The organism is Pseudomonas sp. BN411, assembly GCF_029871235.1.
Taxonomy (GTDB): Bacteria; Pseudomonadota; Gammaproteobacteria; order Pseudomonadales; family Pseudomonadaceae; genus Metapseudomonas.
Genome location: NZ_SSOM01000084.1, coordinates 1 through 23,470 on the forward strand (window position 1 = coordinate 1; position 23,470 = coordinate 23,470).

A 23,470-nucleotide genomic window follows, 5' to 3' on the forward strand; every position below is an offset into this window, starting at 1 on the left:
CAGGGATGCAACATCCTCGATGCGCAGCAATTCGATGATCTGGATACTCAGCAGTTCTTCATGCGGGTGGTGTTCGACGCGATAGACAGCGCGACGCAACTGGTACTCGAGGACATCAAGGCTGGATTCGCCGATGTTGCCCATCGGTACGGCATGGAGTGGTCGCTGCGTCCGCAGGACCAGCGCAAGCGCGTAATGCTGCTCGTGTCCGGCTATGACCATTGCCTGCGCGACCTGCTTTACCGCAGCCGAATCGGCGAGCTGCCGATGGAGATATCGGCCGTTGTCGCCAACCATCCCCAGGAGCGATACGCCGCGGTTGATCTGCAGGGCATAGCGTTTCACTACCTGCCAGTGACCCGGGATAACAAGTCCCAGCAGGAAGAGAAACTGCTTGCCTTGATCGAGTCCACCAGGACCGACCTAGTTGTGCTCGCTCGCTACATGCAGATCCTCTCCGATGACCTCTCGCGCAAGCTGGATGGGCGCTGCATCAACATCCATCACAGCTTCCTGCCGGGATTCAAGGGCGCGCGTCCCTATCACCAGGCCCATGAGCGTGGCGTGAAGCTGATTGGCGCGACCTCGCACTTCGTCACCGCCGACCTGGACGAGGGCCCGATCATCGAGCAAGACGTCGAGCGCATTTCCCACCGCGATAGCGCGGAAGATCTCGTACGTAAGGGGCGTGACATCGAACGACGCGTCCTGGCCAGGGCAGTGCGCGCCTATCTGGAAGACCGCGTCATTCCGAACGGTCGCAAAACCATCGTGTTCGAAGGCTGACGCCTGGCCACGCATAACAACAATTCGTTGAAGTAACCGAGGTAAAGACATGCTCCCCAAGAATTTCAGAAAGACTCCAGAGGGCTATTTCACGTCCCGTTGGGGGCAGCCTGAGTACACGGACTGGCTCGACGAGAGCATGTCCTGGAAGGACCACTGCTACATCGGTGATTGGTCGTTCCTTTGGCAGCGGCGTTACCGTGGACCGGACGTGTTGAAGCTTTTCTCCGATACCTCCATCAACAGCTTCGCCAAGTTCGACATCATGCAGTCCAAGCATGTCACCCACTGCAATCGTGATGGCAAGGTGATCCATGAGGGTATCCTCAGCCGCTGGGGGGAGGATGACTTCATGCTCTTCGGTCGCGGCGGCTTCCTCATGGACTTCCACCTACGCAAGGGTGATTACAACGTCAGCTCGGAGGTTGTCGAAGGGTTCAAATTCCAGGTTGCTGGGCCCAAGGCTGCCGCATTGATCGAGAAGCTGACAGGCGTGGCCCTGGCGGACATCAAGTTCATGCACTCGCAAGTGGTGAAGATTGCCGGGCATGAGGTCTACGCGCTGCGACAGGGCATGTCCGGGGAGCCTGGTGTGGAGCTGCAAGGTCCTGCCGAACATGCTGCCGAGGTGTATGAGGCAGTGGTGCGAGCCGGCGAAGCGTTCGGGATTCGCAAGCTGGGTGGTCGAGCTGCCTTCATCAACCACCTGGAAGCCTGTTTCCCCACTATCGTGACCGACTACCTGCCGGCGATCTTCAGCGAGGACATGGCTGAGTATCGCGCCGAATTCGAAGCGTCTCTGCCGGCGTTCGCCTCGACCTTCAACGTTGCCGGCAGCTTCGAGGCTGATGATGTCAGCGCCTGGTACCGCAGCCCTGTCGAGCTCGGTTGGGGGCGCAACATCAAGTTCGATCACGACTTCATCGGCCGCGAGGCCCTGGAAAAGGAAGTGGCCAACCCACGCCGGGTGATTCGCACCCTGGTGTGGAATCCCGATGATGTGCTCAAGGTATTCGCATCCCTGTTCCAGAAGGGCGAGCACTACGCCTTCATGGAGATGCCCCGGGATCAGCGCGGTTTCATGTATGCCGACAAGGTGCTGGTGAACGGCCGTGAGGTCGGCGTTTCCACCTCTCGTGGCTACAGCTACTTCTTCCGCGAGATGCTCTCGCTGTGCACCCTGGACATCGCCCAGGCAGAAGTAGGTACTGAAGTCACGGTTATCTGGGGCAATCCGGGCGAGCCGCAACTGCCCATCCGCGCCACTGTCCAGCCCGCACCGTACAAAACCGACAACCGCCGCAGCTGAGTCGGCAAGGCCCTGGGTCTCAGGGCCTGCTTCATCTGTAAGACCCGGAGAAACAATGTCCGCATTCCTGATCGACGGAAAAGCCGAAGCCCGGCAACTGCGTGAACGCCTTGCGCGGGACGTGAGCGCGTTCGCTACTCGACACGGTCGCGCGCCCGGCCTGGCAGTCATCCTCGTGGGGACCGATCCTGCCAGCGAGGTGTATGTACGCAACAAGGTGCTGCAGACGGAAGAGGTAGGTATGCACTCGTTCGAGTACCGCATGCCCGCCGACGCCACGGAGGAGCGTCTGCTCGCACAGATCGACACCCTCAATCTTGATGACCGCGTTGACGGCATACTGGTGCAGCTGCCCCTGCCCGCAGGCATCGATGTCACCCGGGTCATCGAGCGCATTGACCCAGCAAAGGATGTTGATGGCTTCACCATCACTAATGCCGGTCGCCTGGCAACTGGGCTGGATGCCCTGGTGCCGTGCACGCCGACGGGAGTGATGTTCTTGTTGAGGAACCTGCATCCCACTCTTGTTGGCATGAACGCGCTGGTGATTGGCGCGTCCAACATCGTTGGCAAGCCCATGGCACGGCTGCTACTGCAGGAACGCTGCACCGTGACGATCGCTCACAGCAAGACCGTGGATCTTGAGGCAAGGTGCCGGCAGGCCGATATTCTGGTCGTGGCCACCGGCGTTCCCCAAATGATTCCCGGCGATTGGGTAAAACCCGGAGCCACGGTCATTGATGTCGGTATCAGCCGCATCAAGCAGGAGAACGGAACCACCAAGCTGGTGGGCGACGTTCACTTCGAAAGTGCAGTTGAGCGTGCCGGAGCGATTACGCCTGTACCTGGTGGAGTGGGGCCGATGACGATCGCTTGCTTGCTGGCCAATACGCTGAGTGCAGCACAGCGACGTGCGGAAGTTCAGAGCCATCTTTGATGGTACGGCCGAAGGTGCAGCCTGTGGGAGTTGGCGATCTCAAGGGTAAAGTTTTCTTAGCTAAATGACCGGCCGTTATGGACTGATTCTGTTGAAAAAGGCGGTTCTGCGGCAGCCAGTCGGCCAGGCGCGCCAGCGTTCGAAGTGGCTGCAAGCCACTTCACATTGCCTTTCGGCCTTTCACTGAGCGTCCGGGCTCAGGTTTGTGGGTTAATTCGAGGGTTTCCGCTCGCCACAGGCGTACCTATCCCGTAAGCGGTGGCCCGTGAGGCATGAGCTTGGCCATGCGTCGCAGGTTTTGCACCGTCGCGGCCAAGGTGAATTCGTCGGTGGCGCCGGTCAGGCCACGCAGCCGTAAACGGTCGAGTTTCATGATCCGTTTGAGGTGGGCGAAGAGCATCTCCACCTTCTTGCGCTCGCAGCGAGAGACGAGGTACTCCGGTGTCTTGGCGATGCGTCGCGCTACGTCGCGAGCAGCCTCATGGATACTGCGGACGATCTTCCGATTCGGCGTATTGGGACAGCACTTGGCTTTCAGCGGGCAGGTGGCGCAGTCGGCTTGGCTGGAGCGGTAGATGATGGTGTTGGCCTTGGTCACCCGCGTTCTCTGTTGGGTGAAGGCGCGCCATTCACTGCGTAGCGGTTTGCCGGCTGGGCAGAGGTATTCCTTGGCCTCCTGATTCCAGTGAAAGTCGTTGCTGGAGAGACTGTCGTCCTTGCGCTCGGTCTTGTCCCACACCGGCACATGCGGCTCGATGTCCTTCTCCTCGACCATCCAGGCCAGCATCGGGGCCGTGCCATAGGCGGTATCGCCGATCAGGCGTTCCGGTGTGAGGTCGAACTGCGCTTCGACGCGCTCGACCATCGTTTTGGTCGACTCGACTTCGGCAGTCCGATGCGCCGGGGTGGCTTCCACATCCAGGATCACGCCGTGCTCGGTGTCGATCAGGTAGTTGGTAGCGTAGGCAAAGAAGGCCGGACCACCTGGCGCGGCGGTCCACCGGGACTGCGGATCGGTGAGTGAAATTTTCTTGGGCAGGGCTTCGGCCAGCGCCTCTTCATCAAGGGCTTCGAGGTACTCGCGCACGGCGCGGCTGCTGAGCGCCGGATCGCGCCAGTCGACTTCATCGCCCGCCACCCCACGTTGCCGGCTGGCATCCGCCTTGATGATGCTGGCGTCGACGGCGAAGCCTTCGCCCTTGATCAGGCCAGCGGCCATGCAGCGCCGGAGCACCTCATTGAACAACCAGCGGAACAGTCCGCTGTCACGGAAGCGGCCGTGGCGATTCTTAGAGAAAGTCGAGTGATTGGGCACTTCGTCTTCCAGGCCCAGGCGGCAGAACCAGCGGTAAGCCAGATTTAGATGCACCTCTTCACACAACCGCCGCTCGGAACGGATGCCGTAGCAGTAGCCGACCACCAGCATGCGCACCATCAACTCCGGATCAATCGATGGGCGTCCGATGGGGCTGTAGAAGTCGGCCAGGTGAGCACGCAGGTCACTGAGATCCAGGCACTGATCGATGCTGCGCAGGAGGTGTTGGACTGGGACGTGCTCTTCCAGATTGAACGAGTAGAACAGGCGCGCCTGTCCTCCCGGTAACTGCCCCATCATGCTGCCTGTCCCCACGCTCACTGAGCGCGTGATTTTGCCGGCGGCAGGGGGTGGCAGCTACTTTTTCAACACAATCGACTGTTAGCTTCCCTTCGCTAGCGGCGAGGACCGGTCAGAAACGGGCACTCTCTGGCTCCGACATCTCGGGCGCTGAGCCTCTACGGAGCTTTGAGCGCGACGATGGTGCGACGAGCTGTTTCAATGGCCGCTTTTCGGCTAAAGGCCTTTCCCGTTACCAAGGAAAAGGGCCGGTGAGCATTGCCCACCGGCCCTTTCGCGTACTCCCTTCTCCCCCAGTTCCTTTGGGGCTAATGGCCTTGCCCTGTTGCTAAAGCCACCCTTCGATGGCCAGCGCCGCTACCTCCCCAGGCAGCGGCTGTGCACCGTCTCGGTGCATCCGTTTCAACATTCAGTGAAAAAGTTTCAGTGTTTGTTGAAAAACTACGAGAGGGGAATCAATTCCAGCTCAGCGCGCCACCAGTTTGGTACTCAATGACGCGAGTCTCGAAGAAGTTCTTTTCTTTCTTCAGGTCCATGATTTCGGACATCCACGAGCACCCGGACACTTCTCTGGCAGCCAGCCACGCGAGATTTCCCCACTACCATTGGCTTCTTTATCGAAGCAAAGATGTCGCAGTGGAGCGTGTATCCACGCGCAGAATTCACGAGGTGCTGCGTCTCAAGTTCGACTGCGGTTTGTCCATTCCCCAGAGCGCCCGCAGCCTGGGCAATGGCCACAGCAGTGCCCGAGATTACCTTTGCCGCAAGCGGCCCAACTTAGACGACCGCGTTGTCCGATGCCGAGTACGAGCGCCATCGGTTTCTGTCGTTTCACTCTTTTCCCAGTGAGCAATGTCCGGTCCCCGACTGGTTCTGCAAGCATTCCGAGCCTGGGTCAGCAAGGCGGACTGGTGATGCGTCAAGAGCACTGTGTCGGTGAGAGGTTGATTTCGTCTATGCCGGCAGGGCGGTGCTGATCATTGACTGGCGTACCGGCAAGATCCGTCAATTCCAAGAATCACGCGGCATTCCATGTTCCCGCCCAATACGACGCCCTCGTCATTCTCTACTGCAGCAAATGCGTGACCTCAGGTGCCTTTGTCTTATTCAGCCCGATTACCTATCAGGAATAGATAGGGGTTATTCGGCGGAGACTCTGTAAACAAACAGCCAGGTGCTTTAAGTAGATACCCATGTAGGCGCCGCGACTTGCGCGGCCCCGTCACCTCACACGTCCAGATGTTCAGGCCGTTGTCTTGCTTGTGGTGCAGTTGCAGCTTTTCAAAGCGTTTTTGCACCCATTGCCAATCGGCGACCTGATCCAGCTTGGCGAGTGCGGTAGTTTGCGGGTGTTCTTGTGCGTAGTGCTGGAACACACCCGGGCTGACCAGGAAGGCGGAGTCAGCCACGGTATGTATCAGGGCCTTGGCGTCATTGATGATGAGCTTGCGGTTCTGGATGCGCTGCCGCAGCCAGGCAATGAAGTGTTCACCGGAAGGCTGTTCCAGTGCGCTTCCACTGTTCGAGGTGGGCGACAGCGCGGGGGAGGGTGGTGGCGTTGGAGTGTCCCCATTAGAAGGTGCGGACGGCTCATCGAGGTCGATTGCTGGTGACGGCTCAGCCGCCGGCGCCTGAGTGGGCGACTCGGTATCCGAGGGGGAGAGCAAAGCCAGCAGGGCATCAACGCTATCAACAGTTGGTGTGGCGGTCAGAGCAGCGGCAACATCGACCCGTGAGGTGCTGCCGGTATCGGTGGGTAGTGGCGCGGGAGCGTCATCGTTGGACTCCAGTTCCACCGCGATGGTGCCGGTGAACGGCGCCGGCCGATCCTCTCCTTCCCAAATCAGAGCCGGGGCCAGCCGCAGCAGTGTAAACGTGTGCGACCAGCCGGCGGCGCTCGTGACGGTGGCTCGCCAGATGGCTTTTCCATCAGCTGTGGGTTGGAGTATGCCGTGATCCTGCAGCACGTTGAACACGGCGGTGTTGTTGGCGGGAATGCCGTCGATGCCCTGGGCCAGTAGGTGCGCGCGCAGCTTGTCCGAAACCGTCTTGCTGACTAACCACAGCGCGTCCTGGGTCAGCCAGCCATCCGACGCCTGGGGCTGGTTGAGTTTCAGCTCCTCCTTTATCAGGTAGCGCAGGCCATCGAGCAGCTTGCGCTGCAGGGCATGCTTTGGGGCCGCCATGGCGCGCGTTGGGTCGCCGCCCAGGGCCTGGGCGACGGAGGCGCGGTCGGCCTGCACGACCAGTTCCCCGAGGACCCCGGCGTACTCATACTGGCCGGCCAGGACGTACAGCAGTGCGGACCAGAGCGGGGGATAGGTGCTGAGCCAGTCGAGAATCTCGCGGTCGAGCACCTGCCGGTACAGCAGCCCCGTGGCCGCACTGTGCAGCCGGTATTCGCGATCCTGACGGTAGCGGAAGCGGTACGGGTGCGTCAGCGGGCCGTGCCAGGGGTGCCAGGTGCTGCCGTCGACATACTCGACCTGCAGGTCGACGGAGATCTTGCCGAGGTCATGCAACAGCGCGGCGTAGGCGGTGGCGGCGGTCCAGGCTTCTGCCTGCACGACCTGGTCTTCGGGAGTGGTACCGGTGGGCAGCAGATACGACTGCCGCAGCTTGAGCGCATACGCCACGATCTCCAGGCCGTGGTCCAGCATGCCGCCGGGGTAGGCGTGGTGGTGGTTCTCCGAGGCAGGCAGTTGCTGGACCAGCTCGGCGTAGCGTTCCAGCGGCGCTAGGTAGAGCGAGGCGAACTGCTTGCGCGAGAGCGAGGTGCGCTGCCAGATGTGCTCCAGCAGGCGCTGTCGGCGTGACGTGGACAGCAGGGCGGTGGCCGATTCCGGCCGCGTCAGCCCTTTGCCTTTTTCTCCTGCTGTGGGAGGTGGCGCTGTAGGTGAAGGGCATTTTCGTTGGAACAGCGCGAGCATCGATGGCACCTGGAGTTGTGGCAGGTGAGGGCCTTTTCCTTTTCCAAATAGACCCATTTCCCTTGAATCCCCATTCCCTTGCGCCTTTGCGGGGCCCCTTTGATGTAACGGCTAGATTCAGTCGTCCGCTAGCGTCAATGAGGTGTGAGCTGTTTCCTTTTGGCCCCGGGGCCCAGCGACTTGTCGAGTGGATTGCCCATGATGCCGGCTATCAGAAATGGCGCACCTGATGGAGTTTTTGGAGTGTCATAGGGTCAGACCGCTTATGAGGTCGCGCTCGAACTTCAGTCGCACTACGAGAATTTATTAAGTCTGCACATCAAGGGTCGGCTTTGAGGTAACCGCCATGAAACCTTCTGCACAAACCTCTTTCGCGGAGCGCACGGGCCTGATGTTGGGCCGGATGTGGAGGGGTTGCCTGCGTCAAGAACGGAAGCTGGATGGCTGGCTTGTTGAGCGGGGCGTACCTGCTGGCGGGGCTACTGCTTTGCTCTGGGTCGCCAAGCTGGTGGTGCTCGGTGTGCTGCTGTACACCGCGTTTTGGCTGGCGCTGCTGCTGGCATTTGCAGTGGCAGTGTTGTGGGCTGTGCGCGCCTCTGACCATTATGGAGCCGAGGAATGGGCGGTAGGCGAACAAGCTGAACACAAGAGCAATCCTGGCTACCACCCGGTACTTTATAACGATGCGCCTGATTCACGCTACGCTGACCCGCGGTATGACGATGATTGACATGCTCGGATGTCGAGTTGGCGGCTTACCTGAGTTTGCTTGACACCATTCCTAGTGCTTTCCCGCCTGCTTGACCTGCGGGGCGCGTGCCATCCGAGAGCCCTTGAAGGAGGCCGCCGGTGCGCACACCCACCCAAGACAAGGCCGCGACCCAAAACGCAGGCAGTGCGATAAACATCGTCGCCATCACGAAGCTGATCAGGATGTCCCCAAACGCGTTGTTCAGGCCGAGCAAAGGATCGAAGTTCGTGTGGGGGCGGTTCCATCCCCAGCCCCATCCATAGAGGGCATCCAGGATCGTTGAGTCGATCCAGCGCGCGAGCTGGAACCAGAACTCCACGAAGAACAAGGCGAACTGCACGATGCTGATCGTGACGATGGTCTTGAGGTCGTAGGTACCGATCATGAGCACGAGGGGAATGCAGATGACCAATGCCATCTTGAGCAAGGCCAACACCATTGGCAGCGCTTGACGCATGGCGTCCATGGCGGGGAAGAAGGCAATAGAGCCCACCGCGAGTCCGACGTCACTGGCGGCGCGGGTGGCGACGTCCGGCACGGTCAATTCGATCCGGCCACCGTAATCGCTGTAGATCGCGCCCTGGTTGAGCTTTTGCTGCCGGGGTGACGCGATGGCGCGGATCACCGAGTCGTTGACCTGATCCTGGCTCAGAAAACCCGCCCAGCTGGCGATTCGGGTCAGCAGAGTGGGATCGACCTGGCCCAATAGCCGCGCCCGCAGTCCGCCATTGTCGGACCACCACTGCTGGCAGGTGGGGTAGCCGGCGCCGCTGGAAACCTCGGCCAGCCCCGCGTCGCGTGCACTGTCGTAGGGCCAGCCCGCGCGCGGTGTCTGCGAGCGGTAGGTGTCGTAGTAGCCCGCGGTGTCGAGGAAAAAGCGAGCGCCGATCCAGGTCACGTCGTACATCTGCTCTTCACTCAAGTTTGGGCGACTCATAAAGAGCTTGGCGCGGGCTGGCCCGTAGCAATCGTGGGTGAAGTCCGCGACCTCTTGTGCCAGCACGGGATCATCGAGGCGTGAGGCATCGACCTCCATGCGGATCTGCCGCAGATCGGTGCCACAAGGAATCGCCGTCACCGAGGCACCGGTTACTGCCCGAGAAATGGCGTGTACGAAGTACCACCATACTGGCACCTTGGCCGACTGGTTGTTGAGTGTGCTGAAGGACTGCGACCAGCCTGTCTCTGCAGGTGCTGGGACGCTCACCTGGCATTGCGCAGAACGGGAACGGTCGAAGTGCAGCGTGGTGAAATCCACGTCGATGAACGGAATGCCGGCAAACATGATGACCACGATGGCGACGAAGATGCGGTTCTCGATGCGGCTGGCTGAAAGCGCGCCCTTATTACCTTCATCTGCGCCCTCGGCACGTGACCGGAGCCATTCCTGGAGAATGATCGCCAGAAACGGGATGGCGAATACGCCACTGGCCACCAGTATCGACCAGATGCCGTTATGGACGATCCAACTCACCAGGGTCAGGTAGTACTCCAGGTAATCGGTGGTGTAGAGGGTCATAGTCGCCTCCGGGTCATCCGGCCTGGACGAACTGGCTGATTTCCATTGCTGCCACCGCGAGTACAGTGGCAATCTCGGCTCGGAGCAGGCGTGGTTGGGCCTTGCCTCCCGGCTCGCGTGCGAGCACGCGGCGCCGCATCCATAGCCAGCCCCAGGCCGTGCCGGCGTAGAGCAACAGTCGCCAGATCAGGAAGTGGTCGGTATGCGACTTCAGCCACTGCCGCCAGCTGTCGAGGCTGCCGGCCAGGTGGATGCCAGCCACATTGGCTGCGGTCGCTGCGATCAGCAGCAGCATGCCCCACAGCAGCACCCGCGCCGCGTGTTGCAGCAAGTCCGGCCGCCACTGGCTCATGGCGTGTCTCCTGGGCTCGGTGGGCGCTGCAGTTGATTGAGCCGATTGCGTGTCGGATCGCCTTGATAGATACCGCGAGAGCCGGCTGAGCGCGTGCTGTGCCGCTGGATGATCGCGGTGGGGGAGTTGGCCGCCAGTTCGCGGCGCAGTTCCAATTCGGTTTTCAGATTGTGGATCTCGCGATCAAGGAGATCGCTTTCGTGCGAAATCGCGCTCTGCGCCAACTCATTAGCGGCGACATTGGGCTCTTTCCGCCCGGTTAGCAGCGTGCGCTGCAGTAACAAAGCCTTCTCCAGCACGCTCGCCAGCGCGACCTCCGAGGCCAGGCGCCGGGCCAGGATGTCTTGGTCGGGCTCGTCGCGCAGCGCCTCGATCACGCCGCGAGTGATCGGCAACGAGGCGCTCCCGGCTGCCAACAGGTTCTCGAAGCTCAACGGTCGACTGCCGGCGATCAGCTCCTGCAGGTGGTTGAGTTTCGCCTCGTACTCTTCCTGGATCAGAGGCGTGAGGCCCACGCCCGGCGTCGTGACGGTCTTGGTACAGGCTGCGCAGGTGCGCTGTTCCTGCTCGCCCAGCACGCGCACTGCCCAGTGCGCGGCTGCATCAGGCGAGGGCCAGGTCTGGCAGGCCAGGTTGCCGCCGCAACTGCTGGGATCAAGCGTGCTCTCATCAGTGGCATCGCGCCCGTTGACCAGGTTGTAGCCGGCGCGAGTGACATCGCCCACCACGCGGACCGGCTTCTGGTTCGAGCCGCCGGCGTTGTCGCCGCCGACCCAGGGAACACCCTCGTTACCGCGGCTCGTTTCAGCCGTCGCGACGGCAGAGACGGCATCGGTGTTGGCAACCGCGCGCTTCAGTGCCATGCCTTCGGCGAGTTGGTTCCAGCCGGCCTGGCCGCCGGCCGTCTCAGCCATCTTCTCTGCCATTGAGCGGCAGGTCAGTTTGGAGCGGTCGAAGTCGAGTCGGGCCTGCAGCACGCCATTGGTGAGCAGGTTGTAGAGCCCTGGATCAGCCCGCTGGATGATCAACGCTGGCAGCGACGCCACGGCGGCCGTGGCGTTCTGAATCACACTGCTCATGATCGTTTGGAACCCGTTGGTCAAACCGTTCAGCTGGTTCTGGATGGTGGTGGATATCGACATGTCGCCGCAGATCAGATTGCTGTTCCAACCCACTCCGACGCCGAGGGCACGCATATTGGAAGTTGGACTCATCGATACGGCGCGGCCGCCACCGATGCTGTACAAGACGTCGTCGCTGATAACGGCGCCCTGATGCTGCGCTCCATAGTCGCTGACGTCGGTCTGCTCGCCCAAGGTGGGGGACGTCTGTGCCAGGTTTCCCAGCAGTAGGGCAAGGCACCAGGTGACGCGTGAGAGAAGCGCGTGGCGCATGATGGCTTGCCTCACTGAAGGTCCGTGCTGCCCAGGAACACCTGGCCGCGCCGGCGGCAGCAGCTATAGGGCCGCCACAGAGCCCAGGCGTAGTCGCCCTGCTGCGCCTGAACCGCGGGATCTGCGTGGGGGAAGACCGCGCAGGTACGCGACAGGATGGGTGTCAGCTCTTGCCACTTACCCGTGGTCGCGTTGCTTTCGACCAATTCGCCTGCCGGCCAATAGCCGTCTCGGGCGTTGGCGAGCAGGGGCTGATAGACGTGCAGCTGGCCACGGCGAGTGACGATGTCCCCGGCGCGTTGGGTCACCACCGCGGCGGCCTTGTAGTCATCGGCCTGATGCAGGAATCCACCGCGTGGATAGACATTGCCCCACAGGTTCATCGCGCTGCGGGAGCCGATCTCTCGCTTGCCGGGTATCAGGGCCTCCGGGTAAACCATCTCGGGCACGTTAAAGCGCCAGGCGAGCGGATCGAGCGTGCTCAGCAGGTAGGGCATGAAGGGCCTGCCAGCCCCTGGGCAGGAATAGCCATAAGACGACGCAAACTGGCTGAAGAGGTAGCCACTGGGGTGGCCGATGACGTCAGCATTCTTGAATTTCGCCAGGTTGTTCTCGTTGCCGTGGTTTGTCGTGCCGTCTCCACCCGCTTGTGCCTTGGCATTGGGCTGGCTCATCGCTCGTACTTCCACCCAGGGATTGGCGCCGGTGGTCGAGTAGCTGGAGACCACGGCGTCGGGCGCGTAGTGCCTGACCTTCACGGAGGTTCGGACCGAGCAGCCGCCGTGGCTGCAGTACAACCAATAGCAAACACCGACGACGCGGTATGCCAGGCAGTCGGGGGAGAGTACTGACGACACCAGGGTCGCAGTGTCGAGGGCGAACGACGGCAGGCCCGTCGTGAGCAAGATGGTGGCGATGCCGGCGCGCAAACGGTGAGGGCCCTTCATGGTCGCACTGTCCGGTGCGAGTTAATCAGCGCGACCGCTTTAGCGACGTCCGGCTCGCCATAAACCACATAGTGTTGATCGACGACCACCGCGGGGATCGTGGTAATGCCGAGGCTCCAGGCATCTACCACCCCCTGATAGGCCATGCCAGTTCGTTGCTGGAGTGCCGTTCCGCCTGCTCGTAGGCGCTGCTGTACGGCGGCTGCGCTGCGTCCAGCCACATTGGCAAGGTGTGCTGTCAGCTCAGCTTCAATGCGTGCCGGCTGATCCAACTCAATGACCCGAACACCGATGGGCGCCTGGACCGGATGGCGGCTGTCGGTGATGACGAGGATGTCGTCGGCCTGCGCCAGCGGGGCCAGTAGCGCGGCACAAAGACCTGCCGCGAAGGAGGAAGTCCACGAGAAAGCTTGGGACGAGCGTAGCGCTGGCATATCGAACTACCGTGGGGTGTGTCGTGCCAGTAGTTGATTCGAAGGACGAGCGTTCAGCGACAAACAAACGGGAGTCCAGGCTACCGGTTTGATGGATGAGCCGGAAATGGAGGCTCCCTAGAATGGCCGACCCGGAGGGAGAGACATTTGATGCGCTGTTACAGGCACCTAATGCTGCTTGCAGGCGGCGTGGCCGCTGGTCATGCCAGATGGCGTGGTTCTGACGGGCGAGGTTGGGGCAATCTGGCCGGTTGTGTACGAACAGCGCTCAATCAAGGTTCTCAGCGATACAGGCGATGAGTTTGAGCGGTTCGTGGCTGTTCATGACAGAGAACATCAGGTCGCGTTTGCTACGGGGTAAGGCCTGTGCGCAGCGTTTTGCCGTGGCTTTTACTGCAGCGCTGCTGCCATGAATCTTCGCCGCGAGCAGCAAGGCAATGGTTGCGTCGGTTAAGGTCACGACGGTACCTCTGAGACCGAGTGGTTGTTGGCGGGCGCACAGTGTAGCGCGTGCTCATGGGTGTGTACGCGGGCCATTCAAGTGATGGGCGGTGAGGGGAGGGTATTGCCCGCTTCCTGGCTGCCTCCGACGAGCGTTTCGGCGATCAGCCCAGTAGCTGTTCACGTCCAGGCGGTGCTGCAACCCGGCAGAAGCGTCTCCCGCTCTGATTGGGTTTGCAGTTTGTTAGATTTTTGATAAGAATATCTAACAACTGGAGATCAGTATGACTACATCCCAAGCCATTCGAGAACGCATTGCGGCACAGCCTGCCGGCGAGCCGTTTACCCCGGCCCTGTTCGCGGAGCTAGGCTCGCGTGCAGCCATTGACCAGACGCTGATGCGGCTGACCAAGGCCGGTCATATCGAGCGCATTGGCCATGGCTTGTACAGCGTGCCGAAGGCGGGGCGCTTCGGCATCAAGGCCATGCCCGCGCCGGAGAAAGTGGCGCAGGTGTTGGCCGCGAGCGAGGGCGCGACCATCGAGGTACATGGCGCCGAGGCGGCGCGGCGTTTTGGCTTCTCGACCCAGGTGCCGGCGCAGCCGGTGTTCTACACCACGGGCTCGTCGCGCACGGTGCGCCTGGGCAAGCTGGTCGTCCGCCTGCAGCATGTGGCACCACGCAAGTTGGCCCTGGCGGGGCGCCCTGCGGGGCAGGCACTGTCCGCGCTGTGGTATCTGGGGCGGCATCAGGTGACGCCCGCCACCTTCCGGCGCATCGCCGAGAAGCTGCCGAGCCTCGAGTTTGAGGCCCTGTGCAAGGCGAAGGCCATGATGCCCGCCTGGATGGTAGCGGCGTTGACCAGCTATGAGCGCAACGAGGTTGTGCATGCCTGACAGCCCCGAGCGCTATTTCGATCTTTCCCCGGGGGAGCAGGCTGATCTGCTGTATGGCCTGGCGCCCGTACTGGGGCGCCGCGCTGAAATCCTGGAGAAAGACATCTGGCTGTGCCACGCCCTGGGGATTCTGTTCAGCCTGCCGTGCCGCAAGCCGATGGCCTTCAAGGGCGGTACCTCGCTGTCGAAGGTCTACCAGGCCATCGAGCGATTTTCCGAAGACATCGACGTCACCGTCGACTACCGCAGCCTGGTCGATGACGTGCCGGAGCTGGCGACGCTCGGCAGCCATCAGCGCCGGCGGCTGTCCGACACGCTCAAGGCGGCACTGGCGCAGCATGTGACGGCGGAGCTGCTGCCGGCGCTGCGCGAGGCGTTCACGCAGGCGTTGCCGGGGCGAGAGATCGCCATCGAGGTCAGTGAGGACGCGGAGAAGCTCTGGCTCTATTACCCGAGTGCCGTGGAGAACACCGACGCTTACCTGCGGCCGAGCGTGCTGATCGAGTTTGGCGGTCGCAATGCCACCTTGCCGCAGGACCAGCTGACCATCGTGCCGGATGTGGCCATGCATGTACCGGGGCTGGCCTTTCCGACTGCGGAAGTTGCCGTGCTGTCGCCCCTGCGCACCTTCTGGGAGAAGGCCACGCTGATCCATGTCGAATGCCACCGCCCGGATTTGCGGCAGGGGGCCGAGCGCCTGTCCCGGCATTGGTACGATCTGGCGCGCCTGGCGGACCATGAGGTGGGACGTCAGGCCGTGTGCGACGTCGAGCTGCTGCGGGATGTGTTGAGCATCAAGGAGACCTTCTATCGCAGCGGGCACAGCCACTACGATCGGTGCGTAGCGGGTGGCTTGAGGCTGGTCCCGGAGGCTGCGCTGCTCGATGCGTTGCGCGGGGACTACCAAGCGATGCTGGCTGCGCAAATGTTCTACGGCGAGACGCTGCCCTTCGAGCGCATCATCGAGCGCCTGGATGTGCTGGAGCGGGAGATCAATCACGCGCGGTGAGTGGCTTTGACTGATGACATCGCCAACGGGGCGATCCCTCGGGCTCGGTCGATATTCTCAGCGATCCTGAATGCGGCATCCAGTTCGCTGAGGCCATGGGCCAGCATGAGTTGATAGCGTTCGGCTTTCTCTTCCGGCTCGGTCTGTGCCAGCGCCAGGTACAGGCTCGGCGGTACCGCGCGGAACAGCAGCTCCATGCTGCGCGACAAAATCACCCCTTCCGAGAACTTGCCGGTTTCCTTCCTAGCCGAAAGCATCAGGGCCTTCTGCGCGGGCGTGAGCTCGCGGAACCGGGCGATCTTCTCCACCTCGTCCGGAGGCATGCTGAGGCACAGCCACCACTCCATCATGTTCAACATCGGCTCGGCGGCCTTGGGTAGATCGTCCAGGTTCTGGGTCGCCAGCCAGAACCAGGCCCCCAGCTTGCGCCACATTTTGGTGATCTTGACCACGTAGGGCGCGAGCAGCGGGTTCTTGGTGATGATGTGGCCTTCGTCGGTGACGTTGATGATTGGGCGGCCGAGGAACTGGTCGCGCTCGGCGAGGTTGTTGACCGTATTGATCAGCGAGATATAGGCAATCGACAGCTGCGCGTTGTAGCCCTCCCGGGCATAGGTGGCGAGATCGACGATGGTGATGTCGGCCTCCGGCCACGGGGTGCCCGGGCGGTCGAACAGGTCGCCATCGGCGCCTTGGCAGAACATGTCCATGGCATCGGCCATTTCCAGCAACCGCGCGCGCCGGGTGTCCGGCAGCGAGGTGTCGCGACTACGCTCGCGCAGTGCCTCCCGCAGGTCCCGCGTGAGTACCCTGCGCCGCTCGGCCACGCAGCGCTGGGCGGCGTCGAGAATGCACTGGCGAATCAAACTGCGGTCGGCGCGGGTCATGCGCGCTTCTTCCTTGTCCTCGCCACCGGTGATCATCAGCCGTGCGGTGATCTCCAGCTCGCCCAACACGTCGCGTTGCTCGTCGCCGTCGACATCCGCGTCGTCGTTATCCAGCGCATCGGCATCGAGCGTCTGCACTTGGCTCGGCGTTTCCACCAGCCGGTGCGCATCGGCAAACGGCGCCAGGCTGACGCCTGCGCCGGGGGCGAGCTTCACGCGATGCACGGTGAGGCCCAGCCGCGCCGCGAAGTCGCCGAACAGGCCGAAGGAGTTGCCGGCCTCGACGATAAACAAGCGTGGCCGATAGATTGCCGTGACCTGGTTGAGCAGGTTGTTGAGGGTCGCGCTCTTGCCGGAACCGGTGGGACCGGCGAGGAATAGGTGCGCGTTCATCTGCCGATCATGGCGGTTCAGGGGATCGAAGGTGATGGTGCCGCCGCCGCGGTTGAACAAGGTGATGCCCGGGTGGCCGGTGCCCTGGCTGCGCCCCCACAGCGGTGCGAGGTTGGCCGCGTGCTGGGCGAACATCAGCTGCGTGTACCACTGCCGTTTGTCTTTGACCGGGTCGTACACGCATGGCAGCCAGCGCAGGTAGGTATTGAGCGGCGCCACTTCATCCTCCTCGCGCACGGGCTGCAGGCCGGCGCCGAGCAGCACGTTGCCGAGCTGCAGCCCGCGGGCGTCCAGTTCGGCTTCGTCACGGCCTCGCAGGTAGAAGGTGAGGGCGCCGTGGAAGAGTTTGTGGTCGCTGCCGATCAGGCCGCGGGCCTGCTGCACGTCATGGCGGGTCTGCTCGGAGGCCAGCGTGTCGCCGACGGCTTTGCGAGCCAGGTGGTTCAGGTGGGCCTCGAGGACATCCTGTGGGGTAATGACCAGGGTAAGGCACATTACGGTGTCTTCGGGCATCTGATCCATCAGGGCATTGATGGCGTCGCCTTTGCGGGTCTCCCCGGTGAGATGGCCGGTGGCGGGCGGCGTACGCAGGCGGTCGACGGCGATAGTGCAGTGGGGCTGGCCGTCGAAATACCACAGCCCCCGGGCCGCGTCCGAGCGTGGCTGGCCGAAGAACAGCCGCTGCGCGAAGTCGGTGCTGCTGGCCAGTTCGAGCTCACCGGCCTCCTGTTCATCCGGGTAGCGGACCAGCGCGTAGAAGCGCTCCCGGTCTTCTGTAGTTGGGCCGAGCAAGGTCGGGTTCGGGTTGAACCAGCGCAGCAGCCAGGCATGGATGTCGGCCGCGCCGAGGCGCCGGCTGCGCACGCCGGCATTGGCCAGCCCCCCGCTGAGACGGTCACAGACCAGGTTGAGGGCGTGTTCGGGCGAGTGTCCGCGGCGCGCGGGCGCTTGACCGACACGGCGGTAGACGACCAGACGCGTGCGCCGCGTCTGCCCACGCCAGGGCAGGCGGGTAACGGCTCTGTCCTCGAACAACCCGCCGGGCTTGGCGACCGCCTGCAGGTGATGGCCGAAGAAGCGGAGGTAGAACTCACTGAAGGCGGTGCCCTGGGCACGCGGCTGGATGTAGCTGCGCAACTCGTCCAGGTACAGGTCCCAGCTGGTGTCGTCCTGCGCGTAGAGCTGCACGACCCAGGGGTTGTCGTCCAATTCGTCGAACGAGTCCTGCAGCACGTTCTCCAGGGTGTCCCGCACCTGCAGCAGCCAGGCGGGTTCGCGCCCTTCGGTGCCGATCGGGGTCAGCTCGAAGAAGGCAGCCACGGACTGTCCGTCGTCCAGCAGCATGCATTTGGCGTCGGGCAGGTACTCCACCCAGGGCAGCAGGTCGGTAAAAGATGGCGCCACGTCGTAGAGCGCCTGCTCGTCGGCCAGGGTGGCGGGCCGGCGCCGGGGCCGCGTGGTGCCGGGTTCGGGAATGCCGTGCGCGCGCAACGCAGCGACATGGCGGGCCCAGGCGTCCTTCGGCGGGGCTGCTTCCTCGGCCTCGGCATGGGTCGGGTGCGCTTCGCGCCGCAGCGAGGCCATCAGTAGTCCTCGACCCGCTCGCCTGGCAGCGCGTATTGCACGCGCTGGTACAGCGGGAACACCGTCGTGTAGCCGGGGACCGGCACCGGGTCGCTGCCGGCCAGGTGCGGGAACACATACATCACCAGATCGGGGTTCGGCAGGCGATGAAACTGCCGGTAGATCTCGTTGGCCGCGGTGCGCGTGTAGCGGGCCTGCACGCCCGGCGCGGCCTGCACATCGGCCTCGGTCAGCGGCCGGCGCAGCGACTGGCGGGCATCGAGCAGCTCCCGGGCTGCCTGGCCACCACCCGCGCTGCCACCCGTGCCAACGTTCCAGATGTCGAGCATGGTCGCGTCGTCGTGCGGCAGCAGCTCGTCTTTGCTGGTGGCGCAACCCCCGAGCGCAAGGGCGATGGCCAGCAGTGTCAGGCTGTCAGTCCAGTTCCTGGGCATGGGGGCGTCCTCCAAGGCGATGATCGACCCGGCGGCCGGCCGGGTCGTAGTCGATGGTGAGGGGTTCTTCCAGGTGCACGGCCACCTTGGCGCCGGGCTTGACGTAGACCGCGGCGAACGCCTGTCCGTAGAGTTTGTTGACCCACTGCGACAGGTCCTGTACACCGCCGGCGAGGATGCGGCCCATCGCCTCGTTCCCACCGATGCCGAGGGTGCCGATGGAGCCGTCGCTGTTCATGTAGGGGACCTGGCCGCTGTCGGCGTCGATCAGCGAGGCGACGCCGGCGCCGGCTGCAGTGATCAGGGCTTGCGAGCCGAGGTACTGCTGGGCGTTGCTGCGCCGTTCACCGCTGACGCAGGGAATTCCGTAGGGGTCGCTGATCCAGCCCAGGCTGTTCTGCGTGGTGCTGTCGTCGCTGCTGCGCTGGCTGCCGCCACCTCTGGCGCCCGCGCCGCGGTCCTCCGGCACCGTGCGGATGGTGCCGTCCTGGAACACGAAGGTGACCGAGCGGATGTGTCCGCGCACGCAGGAGAGCGTCCAGTCGCCCGAGGCCGTACCGCTGACCACGGCACCGGCCACGTCGGGGATGTCGATGCCGTTGGCGGTGAGGTTGTCCGGGCCGATCAGCACCTTGAAGGGGTAGGGATCGTTGACGGTGCCATCCACCGGTACCCGGCCGATCAGCGCCGTCATGGCGATCGAGCCCATCAGCGTGGCATTGGTGGGCACCGTGTAGACCGCCTGGGTGTCCGGCACGCCGGCCGCTCGGCGCCCGGCGTCGACGGCGGCTCTGGCCTTGGTTTCGAGGGTCTTCTGCGCCGGCCCGAAGCGGGTGGGGAAGATGACGCCGGCGGGGTTGCCAGCCGTGCGACGTTTTCCCTCGTCACGGGCGTCGTCCGGCTCGATCCAGCGCAAGGCTTCAGCGCCGTCGCCAGGCTCCAGCCCGAGGCCGACGGGCAGGTCGTCCTGGCCATCCTGGTCGCTACCCATACCTTCGAGGCGCTGCTGCAGTTCCTGGAGCAGGTTTTGCGTTTGTTGTCGCTCCGTGGCGACGTGTTCCCGATCCTGGCGCAGCTGGTTGCGTTCGCTCTCGAGTGCACTCTTGATGCGTCGGTCGATGGCATTCTCACGCTGGCGCAGCCGCGCGTTTTCTTCGCGCTGGGTCTTGTTGTCGCTCAGCGCGGTCTGCAATTCGGTGCGCAACTGGCGGACCTGTGCGACCAGGGTTGCGACTGTGTCGCGTGGCGTGTCGCCTTCGATGCCGAGCGCCTTGGCTTCCTCGGGCGTCAGGCGGCTGTCCGTCTCCAGTGGGGAGGAAGCGTCCTTGCCACCGGAGAACAGCTTGAGGCCGATTAACACCAACAGCAGTGCCAGCGGGATCATCAACCACTTGAGCAGGCCATTACTGTGCATCGCGGCCTCCCTCGTTGGTGTCGGGGGCATGCGGCGTCGGGAGGTTGAGCGCGGCGTCGACGGGGGCCATCGCCGGCAGCAGGGCCTGCGCCAGTCCATGCCCGCGGGTGACGAGGTAGACGACGGTGGTGTTCTCCGGCGTGCCGACCGGGCCCAGGGTCGCGTGCTGGAAGGTGGCGGTGGCAAAGTTGCCCTGTAGAGTGCGCGGATCCAGGTCGAGCCAGCGCGGGGCGGTGTTGCGCAAGCGCACGGCGGTGACCCACAGGTCGTCCAGGCGCCAGGCCGCGAGCGCGCTGGCCTGCACCGGTAAGGTGGGCATCAGGGTGTCCAGCGTCAGGTCACGCCGCAGATTGGCCCGCGTGATACCTGGTACGGGTTCGACGGTGCGCAACGGTGCGTAGAGGTTCTGCGCAGCGTAGCGGGTCAGCACCACGGGCAGAGGCGTCTCCCGCGTAGCGCGCGCAGGCTCGGTGGCGTCTTCCGCTTTCGCGTCGGTTGCTCCGTTGTGCATGGAGGTTGAGGTGGCGTCGACGATGCGTACCGGTTCCAGGGGCGGTTGGTGCTCCTGGGCCGGTTCCGCAGCGATGTCGAGCAGGATCACGGTGCCGGTATCGGCGTCCTGCAGTTGCAGCCGTACCGGTTCGAGCGGTTCGCTCGCCATCAGGTACACCGCGCCCGCGGCGCTCTGCACACGCAGGCGGGCGCTGACTGACGCCGGCACCCCAATGCGGACATTGCGGTCGACGAAGACGATGCGTTCCTGACCGACCACCAGCGGTACCGCCAGCGGTAAGCGCTCCCAGTGCAGGATTTCGGTTGCGTGGGCCGTGCTGAACAGGGCCAGCACGAGCAGCGCGATGGCCGGCATAAGACGGTTCATGGGATGTCTTCCTGCACAGGGGCGGAGGTGTCCGCCGTCTCGGTGGGGGTGGCGATGCGCTGTGGGGCGCCCTCGTAGCAATCGATGGCGAGACCGAAGGGGTTGCGCTGCGGGTCGACGTCGTTGCGCAGCACCTTGAGCGGGTAGCGCACCAGGGCGCGCTTGACCTGTTCCGAGGCGTAGTACTCGTCCGCCGTGACGTCGAGGGTCACCACCCATTCGCGATTGGAGACGGTGCGCACCCGCAGCGTGGGGTTGTCGCCGTAGCCACGGCCGGGAATCTCATAAATGCCGCGCACGCGCCGGCGCAGCTCCCCAGCATTACGGCGGAATTCATAGTCCTGCTGCAGGAACGCCTGGCAGGCTGGGGTGAAGTAACTCGACAGCGCATACAGGTTGCGCGGGTAGTCGTCGTCGCCGTTGGTGGGCCAGCGCTGCAGTTGCTGCCAGACATAGAAGGTGAAGGCGTACACGCTTTCAGGCGGCACGTCCCACCATTTGCGCGTGCTGCCCGAGCGCAGATCCGGCGGCACGTGGATGGTCAAGTCGCGCGGTGCGCTCCACCAGCCGACCCCCATGACCAATGCCAGCAGCACGATCAGGCCGACGCCGATGCGGAGGGTCCGGATATGGGCCTGCAGGTGCACGACCTCGTTCTTGAACCGGCTCACGGCGCATGGCTCCGGCGCGTCGTCCAATAGCCGGAACGGGTCACCAGGCTGTGCCCACCGACGAGGGCAGCGAGTGGGGGCAGGTGGGTGGCAAACCACCACTGGAGGTGCCGGTACAGCCAGACCTCCGGCCGGCCCCGCTTGATTCGGCGCACCGCACCGCCGCCGATGAAGACCCCACCGGCGACGGCCAACACCATGGCCGTGGGGATCATGGCGACGGTTGCGAACGCGATGGCCAGAGGAATCCCGGCGACGAGGCCGAGCCCGCTCGATACTCCGGCACAGACCCAGAGTTCGTTTGCGGTCAGACCGCGCACGACCACAGGGTGGTGGTTAAGGCGGTGGGGCAGGAACGCCACCGTGCCGTCCTTGCGGATGTCGTCGCTCATGACGCGTGCCTCAGAGAACGCCGGTGGCTTCGGTCAGCAGCCAGATCCCCACGACCAGCAGGATCGCGCCGACGGCCACCGTCAGCCCGAACTGGCCCCAGGTCGAGCGGCCGGTGTGGATTTCTGCGTAGCGGGTGTAGGCGTGATAGCAGACGCCCACGAACATCGACGCAACCACGAGCAGGGCGATGAGCATGACGATGTCGTAGCCGTAGTTGCGCAGTGTCTCGATGATGCCGGAGCCGGCACCCCGCGTTGGGTTTTCCATGGTGGGCAGGTCGGCCTGCGCGAGTGGCGCCAAGCTGGAGAGCAGCGGCAGCGCGGCCACGCGGGCAATCGGGTGAGGAGGGAGCGGCTTCATGGTAGCGGCCTCTAGGAGAGCAGGAAAAAGGTCAGCACCAGGTACAGGGCAACGATGCGCAGCACGACACCGGTGAACTGACGTTGGGACAGCTGTGCTTCCGCCCAGCCGTTGTAGGCGGCGCGCATCGCCCAGACGCCCCACAGGAGCAGGACGGTGAAGACGGCGCCAAGGAGTACGACCGATAGGGCGGAGGGGGCGAAACCGCTGTTGGCCTGGAATGCGCTGGCCTGGGCGGCGTTCACGGGGCGACCCCCGTGTCGGTGGGCGTGGCGGTGCTTTGCCGGTAGTCACCGAGCAGTTGCGTGGGATCGCGCGGTTGCGCGCGGGAGGGGCTGAGGTAATCGCGGATGCCGGCGCGCATGCGTTGCAAATCGGCGCGCAGGCGGGTGTAGTCGAAGTAGAAGCGGGTTCGCTCCTGGTTCTGCTGCGCAGCATGCTGTTCGACCAGCCGCTCGATACTGTCGAGTTGGCGCAGCGCCGCGGCGAGGTGTGCCTGCTCAGGCGTGCTGTCGTCGGCGGCGGAATAGCTTGAACCACACAGGCTGAGCAGGAGCAGCGCGAGGGTCAGCCCCGGTTCGGGATGCAGGGTGGTGGGGACGAGTAAGCGCATCGACATTGGCCTATCCGCGATAAGCGAGGAATGGCGAAATGCTTTCAAAATGCCGGTTGCGGCGCCTTAAACAATGGGTTGCTAGACGTGACCGGATTGACGGGCATTGGGAGGGGCGCCTATGGAAGGGGGCGCCAGTCTGATTTGCCGGGCCAGCAGGGCGTCTCCCGCGACGTTCAGTACCTGAGCCCGCGTCGCTGGCGCGACGTTGTACTTAGGCGGTGATGCCTCCGCCTGTACGGGGGTGTTCCAGATATTGATTAGCTCGACGATCTCGCGAAAGGTCCCGAACTGGGCGATGCGGCCGCACATGGCCTTGTCCTCAATCAGGTTATGAGTGAAACAAGGTAGATCACCAACGCCAGCGCAGCCCCTAAAGCTGCGCCACCAGTCGCCATACACAGGCCAAACCAATAGCTGCTCTGCCCCGGAAAGCGGCCGCGCGATACGGTGCTGATGATGAGGTGGCCGAAGCCATAACACAGGTAGTTGAAGCAGAAATCGATCAGGGCATCGAGCAT

Annotated in this window: 24 protein-coding genes and 2 pseudogenes; 7 read left to right on the plus strand and 19 right to left on the minus strand. The window is 63.5% G+C overall.

The window, feature by feature from the left end; translation table 11 throughout:
- From purU to folD, 3 genes are all read left to right on the plus strand, one after another.
- On the plus strand, positions 1 to 786 hold a 786-nt coding region (purU, locus tag E8F06_RS26295; RefSeq protein WP_280358953.1), incomplete at its 5' end, for a formyltetrahydrofolate deformylase.
- Positions 787 to 835: 49 nt separating this feature from the next.
- Complete coding sequence (locus E8F06_RS26300; protein ID WP_179057973.1) at positions 836 to 2,095, plus strand: aminomethyl transferase family protein; 1,260 nt, start codon at positions 836 to 838, stop codon at positions 2,093 to 2,095.
- Positions 2,096 to 2,150: 55 nt separating this feature from the next.
- Positions 2,151 to 3,032 (plus strand): bifunctional methylenetetrahydrofolate dehydrogenase/methenyltetrahydrofolate cyclohydrolase FolD, encoded by an 882-nt coding sequence (folD, locus tag E8F06_RS26305; RefSeq protein WP_280358964.1) that lies wholly within the window; start codon positions 2,151 to 2,153, stop codon positions 3,030 to 3,032.
- A gap of 244 nt (positions 3,033 to 3,276) precedes the next feature.
- Here the strand turns inward: folD and E8F06_RS26310 are convergent, their stop codons facing one another.
- Positions 3,277 to 4,647, minus strand: coding sequence for an IS1182 family transposase (locus E8F06_RS26310; protein WP_280372171.1), 1,371 nt, complete (start codon positions 4,645 to 4,647; stop codon positions 3,277 to 3,279).
- A gap of 455 nt (positions 4,648 to 5,102) precedes the next feature.
- A pseudogene (locus tag E8F06_RS26315) lies at positions 5,103 to 5,198 on the minus strand (hypothetical protein); the annotation flags it as partial.
- A gap of 85 nt (positions 5,199 to 5,283) precedes the next feature.
- On the opposite strand from E8F06_RS26315, the pseudogene E8F06_RS26320 reads away from it, so the two are divergent.
- A pseudogene (locus tag E8F06_RS26320) lies at positions 5,284 to 5,662 on the plus strand (IS21 family transposase); the annotation flags it as partial.
- Between the two features lie 88 nt (positions 5,663 to 5,750).
- On the opposite strand, the gene mobH reads toward E8F06_RS26320, so the two are convergent.
- Entirely contained in the window at positions 5,751 to 7,577 is a 1,827-nt protein-coding gene (mobH, locus tag E8F06_RS26325; protein ID WP_280359664.1) for a MobH family relaxase, read from the minus strand.
- 346 nt (positions 7,578 to 7,923) lie between these two features.
- On the opposite strand from mobH, the gene E8F06_RS26330 reads away from it, so the two are divergent.
- Positions 7,924 to 8,307 carry a DUF3742 family protein gene (locus E8F06_RS26330; protein WP_280359665.1) on the plus strand — a complete coding sequence of 128 codons (384 nt, stop codon included), beginning with the start codon at positions 7,924 to 7,926 and terminating at the stop codon, positions 8,305 to 8,307.
- A gap of 25 nt (positions 8,308 to 8,332) precedes the next feature.
- Here the strand turns inward: E8F06_RS26330 and E8F06_RS26335 are convergent, their stop codons facing one another.
- The 6 genes from E8F06_RS26335 to E8F06_RS26360 form a co-directional block, all read right to left on the minus strand.
- On the minus strand, positions 8,333 to 9,847 hold the full coding sequence (locus E8F06_RS26335; RefSeq protein ID WP_280359666.1) for a conjugal transfer protein TraG N-terminal domain-containing protein: 1,515 nt from the start codon (positions 9,845 to 9,847) through the stop codon (positions 8,333 to 8,335).
- 13 nt (positions 9,848 to 9,860) lie between these two features.
- Complete coding sequence (locus E8F06_RS26340; RefSeq protein WP_280359667.1) at positions 9,861 to 10,199, minus strand: hypothetical protein; 339 nt, start codon at positions 10,197 to 10,199, stop codon at positions 9,861 to 9,863.
- Positions 10,196 to 11,593 (minus strand): integrating conjugative element protein, encoded by a 1,398-nt coding sequence (locus E8F06_RS26345; protein ID WP_280359668.1) that lies wholly within the window; start codon positions 11,591 to 11,593, stop codon positions 10,196 to 10,198. The genes E8F06_RS26340 and E8F06_RS26345 overlap by 4 nt, the downstream gene beginning before the upstream one ends.
- 11 nt (positions 11,594 to 11,604) lie before the next feature.
- Entirely contained in the window at positions 11,605 to 12,540 is a 936-nt protein-coding gene (locus E8F06_RS26350) for a TIGR03756 family integrating conjugative element protein (RefSeq protein WP_280359670.1), read from the minus strand.
- Positions 12,537 to 12,974: a TIGR03757 family integrating conjugative element protein gene (locus E8F06_RS26355; RefSeq protein ID WP_280359672.1), complete on the minus strand. Its 438-nt coding sequence runs from the start codon at positions 12,972 to 12,974 to the stop codon at positions 12,537 to 12,539. Before E8F06_RS26355 ends, E8F06_RS26350 begins: the two co-directional genes overlap by 4 nt.
- Positions 12,975 to 13,242: 268 nt before the next feature.
- Positions 13,243 to 13,434 (minus strand): hypothetical protein, encoded by a 192-nt coding sequence (locus E8F06_RS26360; protein ID WP_280359673.1) that lies wholly within the window; start codon positions 13,432 to 13,434, stop codon positions 13,243 to 13,245.
- A 265-nt stretch (positions 13,435 to 13,699) separates the two neighbouring features.
- On the opposite strand from E8F06_RS26360, the gene E8F06_RS26365 reads away from it, so the two are divergent.
- Together E8F06_RS26365 and E8F06_RS26370 are read left to right on the plus strand one after the other, a co-directional pair.
- Positions 13,700 to 14,311, plus strand: a complete 612-nt coding sequence (locus tag E8F06_RS26365; protein WP_280359674.1) for a DUF6088 family protein — start codon at positions 13,700 to 13,702, stop codon at positions 14,309 to 14,311.
- Positions 14,304 to 15,320: a nucleotidyl transferase AbiEii/AbiGii toxin family protein gene (locus E8F06_RS26370; RefSeq protein WP_280359675.1), complete on the plus strand. Its 1,017-nt coding sequence runs from the start codon at positions 14,304 to 14,306 to the stop codon at positions 15,318 to 15,320. The genes E8F06_RS26365 and E8F06_RS26370 overlap by 8 nt, the downstream gene beginning before the upstream one ends.
- Here the strand turns inward: E8F06_RS26370 and E8F06_RS26375 are convergent.
- From E8F06_RS26375 to E8F06_RS26420, 10 genes are all read right to left on the minus strand, one after another.
- Positions 15,308 to 18,184: a conjugative transfer ATPase gene (locus E8F06_RS26375; protein ID WP_280359676.1), complete on the minus strand. Its 2,877-nt coding sequence runs from the start codon at positions 18,182 to 18,184 to the stop codon at positions 15,308 to 15,310. The two genes, E8F06_RS26370 and E8F06_RS26375, sit on opposite strands and share 13 nt — an antisense overlap.
- Positions 18,184 to 18,618, minus strand: coding sequence for a TIGR03751 family conjugal transfer lipoprotein (locus E8F06_RS26380; protein ID WP_280359677.1), 435 nt, complete (start codon positions 18,616 to 18,618; stop codon positions 18,184 to 18,186). The genes E8F06_RS26375 and E8F06_RS26380 overlap by 1 nt, the downstream gene beginning before the upstream one ends.
- The gene (locus E8F06_RS26385) at positions 18,599 to 20,032 is read right to left on the minus strand and encodes a TIGR03752 family integrating conjugative element protein (protein WP_280359678.1); all 1,434 of its coding nucleotides are present in this window, start codon (positions 20,030 to 20,032) and stop codon (positions 18,599 to 18,601) included. The genes E8F06_RS26380 and E8F06_RS26385 overlap by 20 nt, the downstream gene beginning before the upstream one ends.
- The gene (locus E8F06_RS26390; protein ID WP_280359679.1) at positions 20,022 to 20,912 is read right to left on the minus strand and encodes a TIGR03749 family integrating conjugative element protein; all 891 of its coding nucleotides are present in this window, start codon (positions 20,910 to 20,912) and stop codon (positions 20,022 to 20,024) included. Before E8F06_RS26390 ends, E8F06_RS26385 begins: the two co-directional genes overlap by 11 nt.
- Positions 20,909 to 21,583 carry a PFL_4703 family integrating conjugative element protein gene (locus E8F06_RS26395; RefSeq protein WP_280359681.1) on the minus strand — a complete coding sequence of 225 codons (675 nt, stop codon included), beginning with the start codon at positions 21,581 to 21,583 and terminating at the stop codon, positions 20,909 to 20,911. Before E8F06_RS26395 ends, E8F06_RS26390 begins: the two co-directional genes overlap by 4 nt.
- The gene (locus E8F06_RS26400) at positions 21,580 to 21,975 is read right to left on the minus strand and encodes a TIGR03750 family conjugal transfer protein (protein WP_280359682.1); all 396 of its coding nucleotides are present in this window, start codon (positions 21,973 to 21,975) and stop codon (positions 21,580 to 21,582) included. Before E8F06_RS26400 ends, E8F06_RS26395 begins: the two co-directional genes overlap by 4 nt.
- Positions 21,976 to 21,985: 10 nt before the next feature.
- Positions 21,986 to 22,336: a TIGR03745 family integrating conjugative element membrane protein gene (locus E8F06_RS26405; protein ID WP_280359683.1), complete on the minus strand. Its 351-nt coding sequence runs from the start codon at positions 22,334 to 22,336 to the stop codon at positions 21,986 to 21,988.
- Between the two features lie 11 nt (positions 22,337 to 22,347).
- Complete coding sequence (locus tag E8F06_RS26410) at positions 22,348 to 22,581, minus strand: TIGR03758 family integrating conjugative element protein (RefSeq protein ID WP_280359684.1); 234 nt, start codon at positions 22,579 to 22,581, stop codon at positions 22,348 to 22,350.
- Positions 22,578 to 22,955 carry an RAQPRD family integrative conjugative element protein gene (locus E8F06_RS26415; RefSeq protein ID WP_280359686.1) on the minus strand — a complete coding sequence of 126 codons (378 nt, stop codon included), beginning with the start codon at positions 22,953 to 22,955 and terminating at the stop codon, positions 22,578 to 22,580. The genes E8F06_RS26410 and E8F06_RS26415 overlap by 4 nt, the downstream gene beginning before the upstream one ends.
- Positions 22,956 to 23,275: 320 nt before the next feature.
- The gene (locus tag E8F06_RS26420) at positions 23,276 to 23,470 is read right to left on the minus strand and encodes a hypothetical protein (protein ID WP_280359687.1); all 195 of its coding nucleotides are present in this window, start codon (positions 23,468 to 23,470) and stop codon (positions 23,276 to 23,278) included.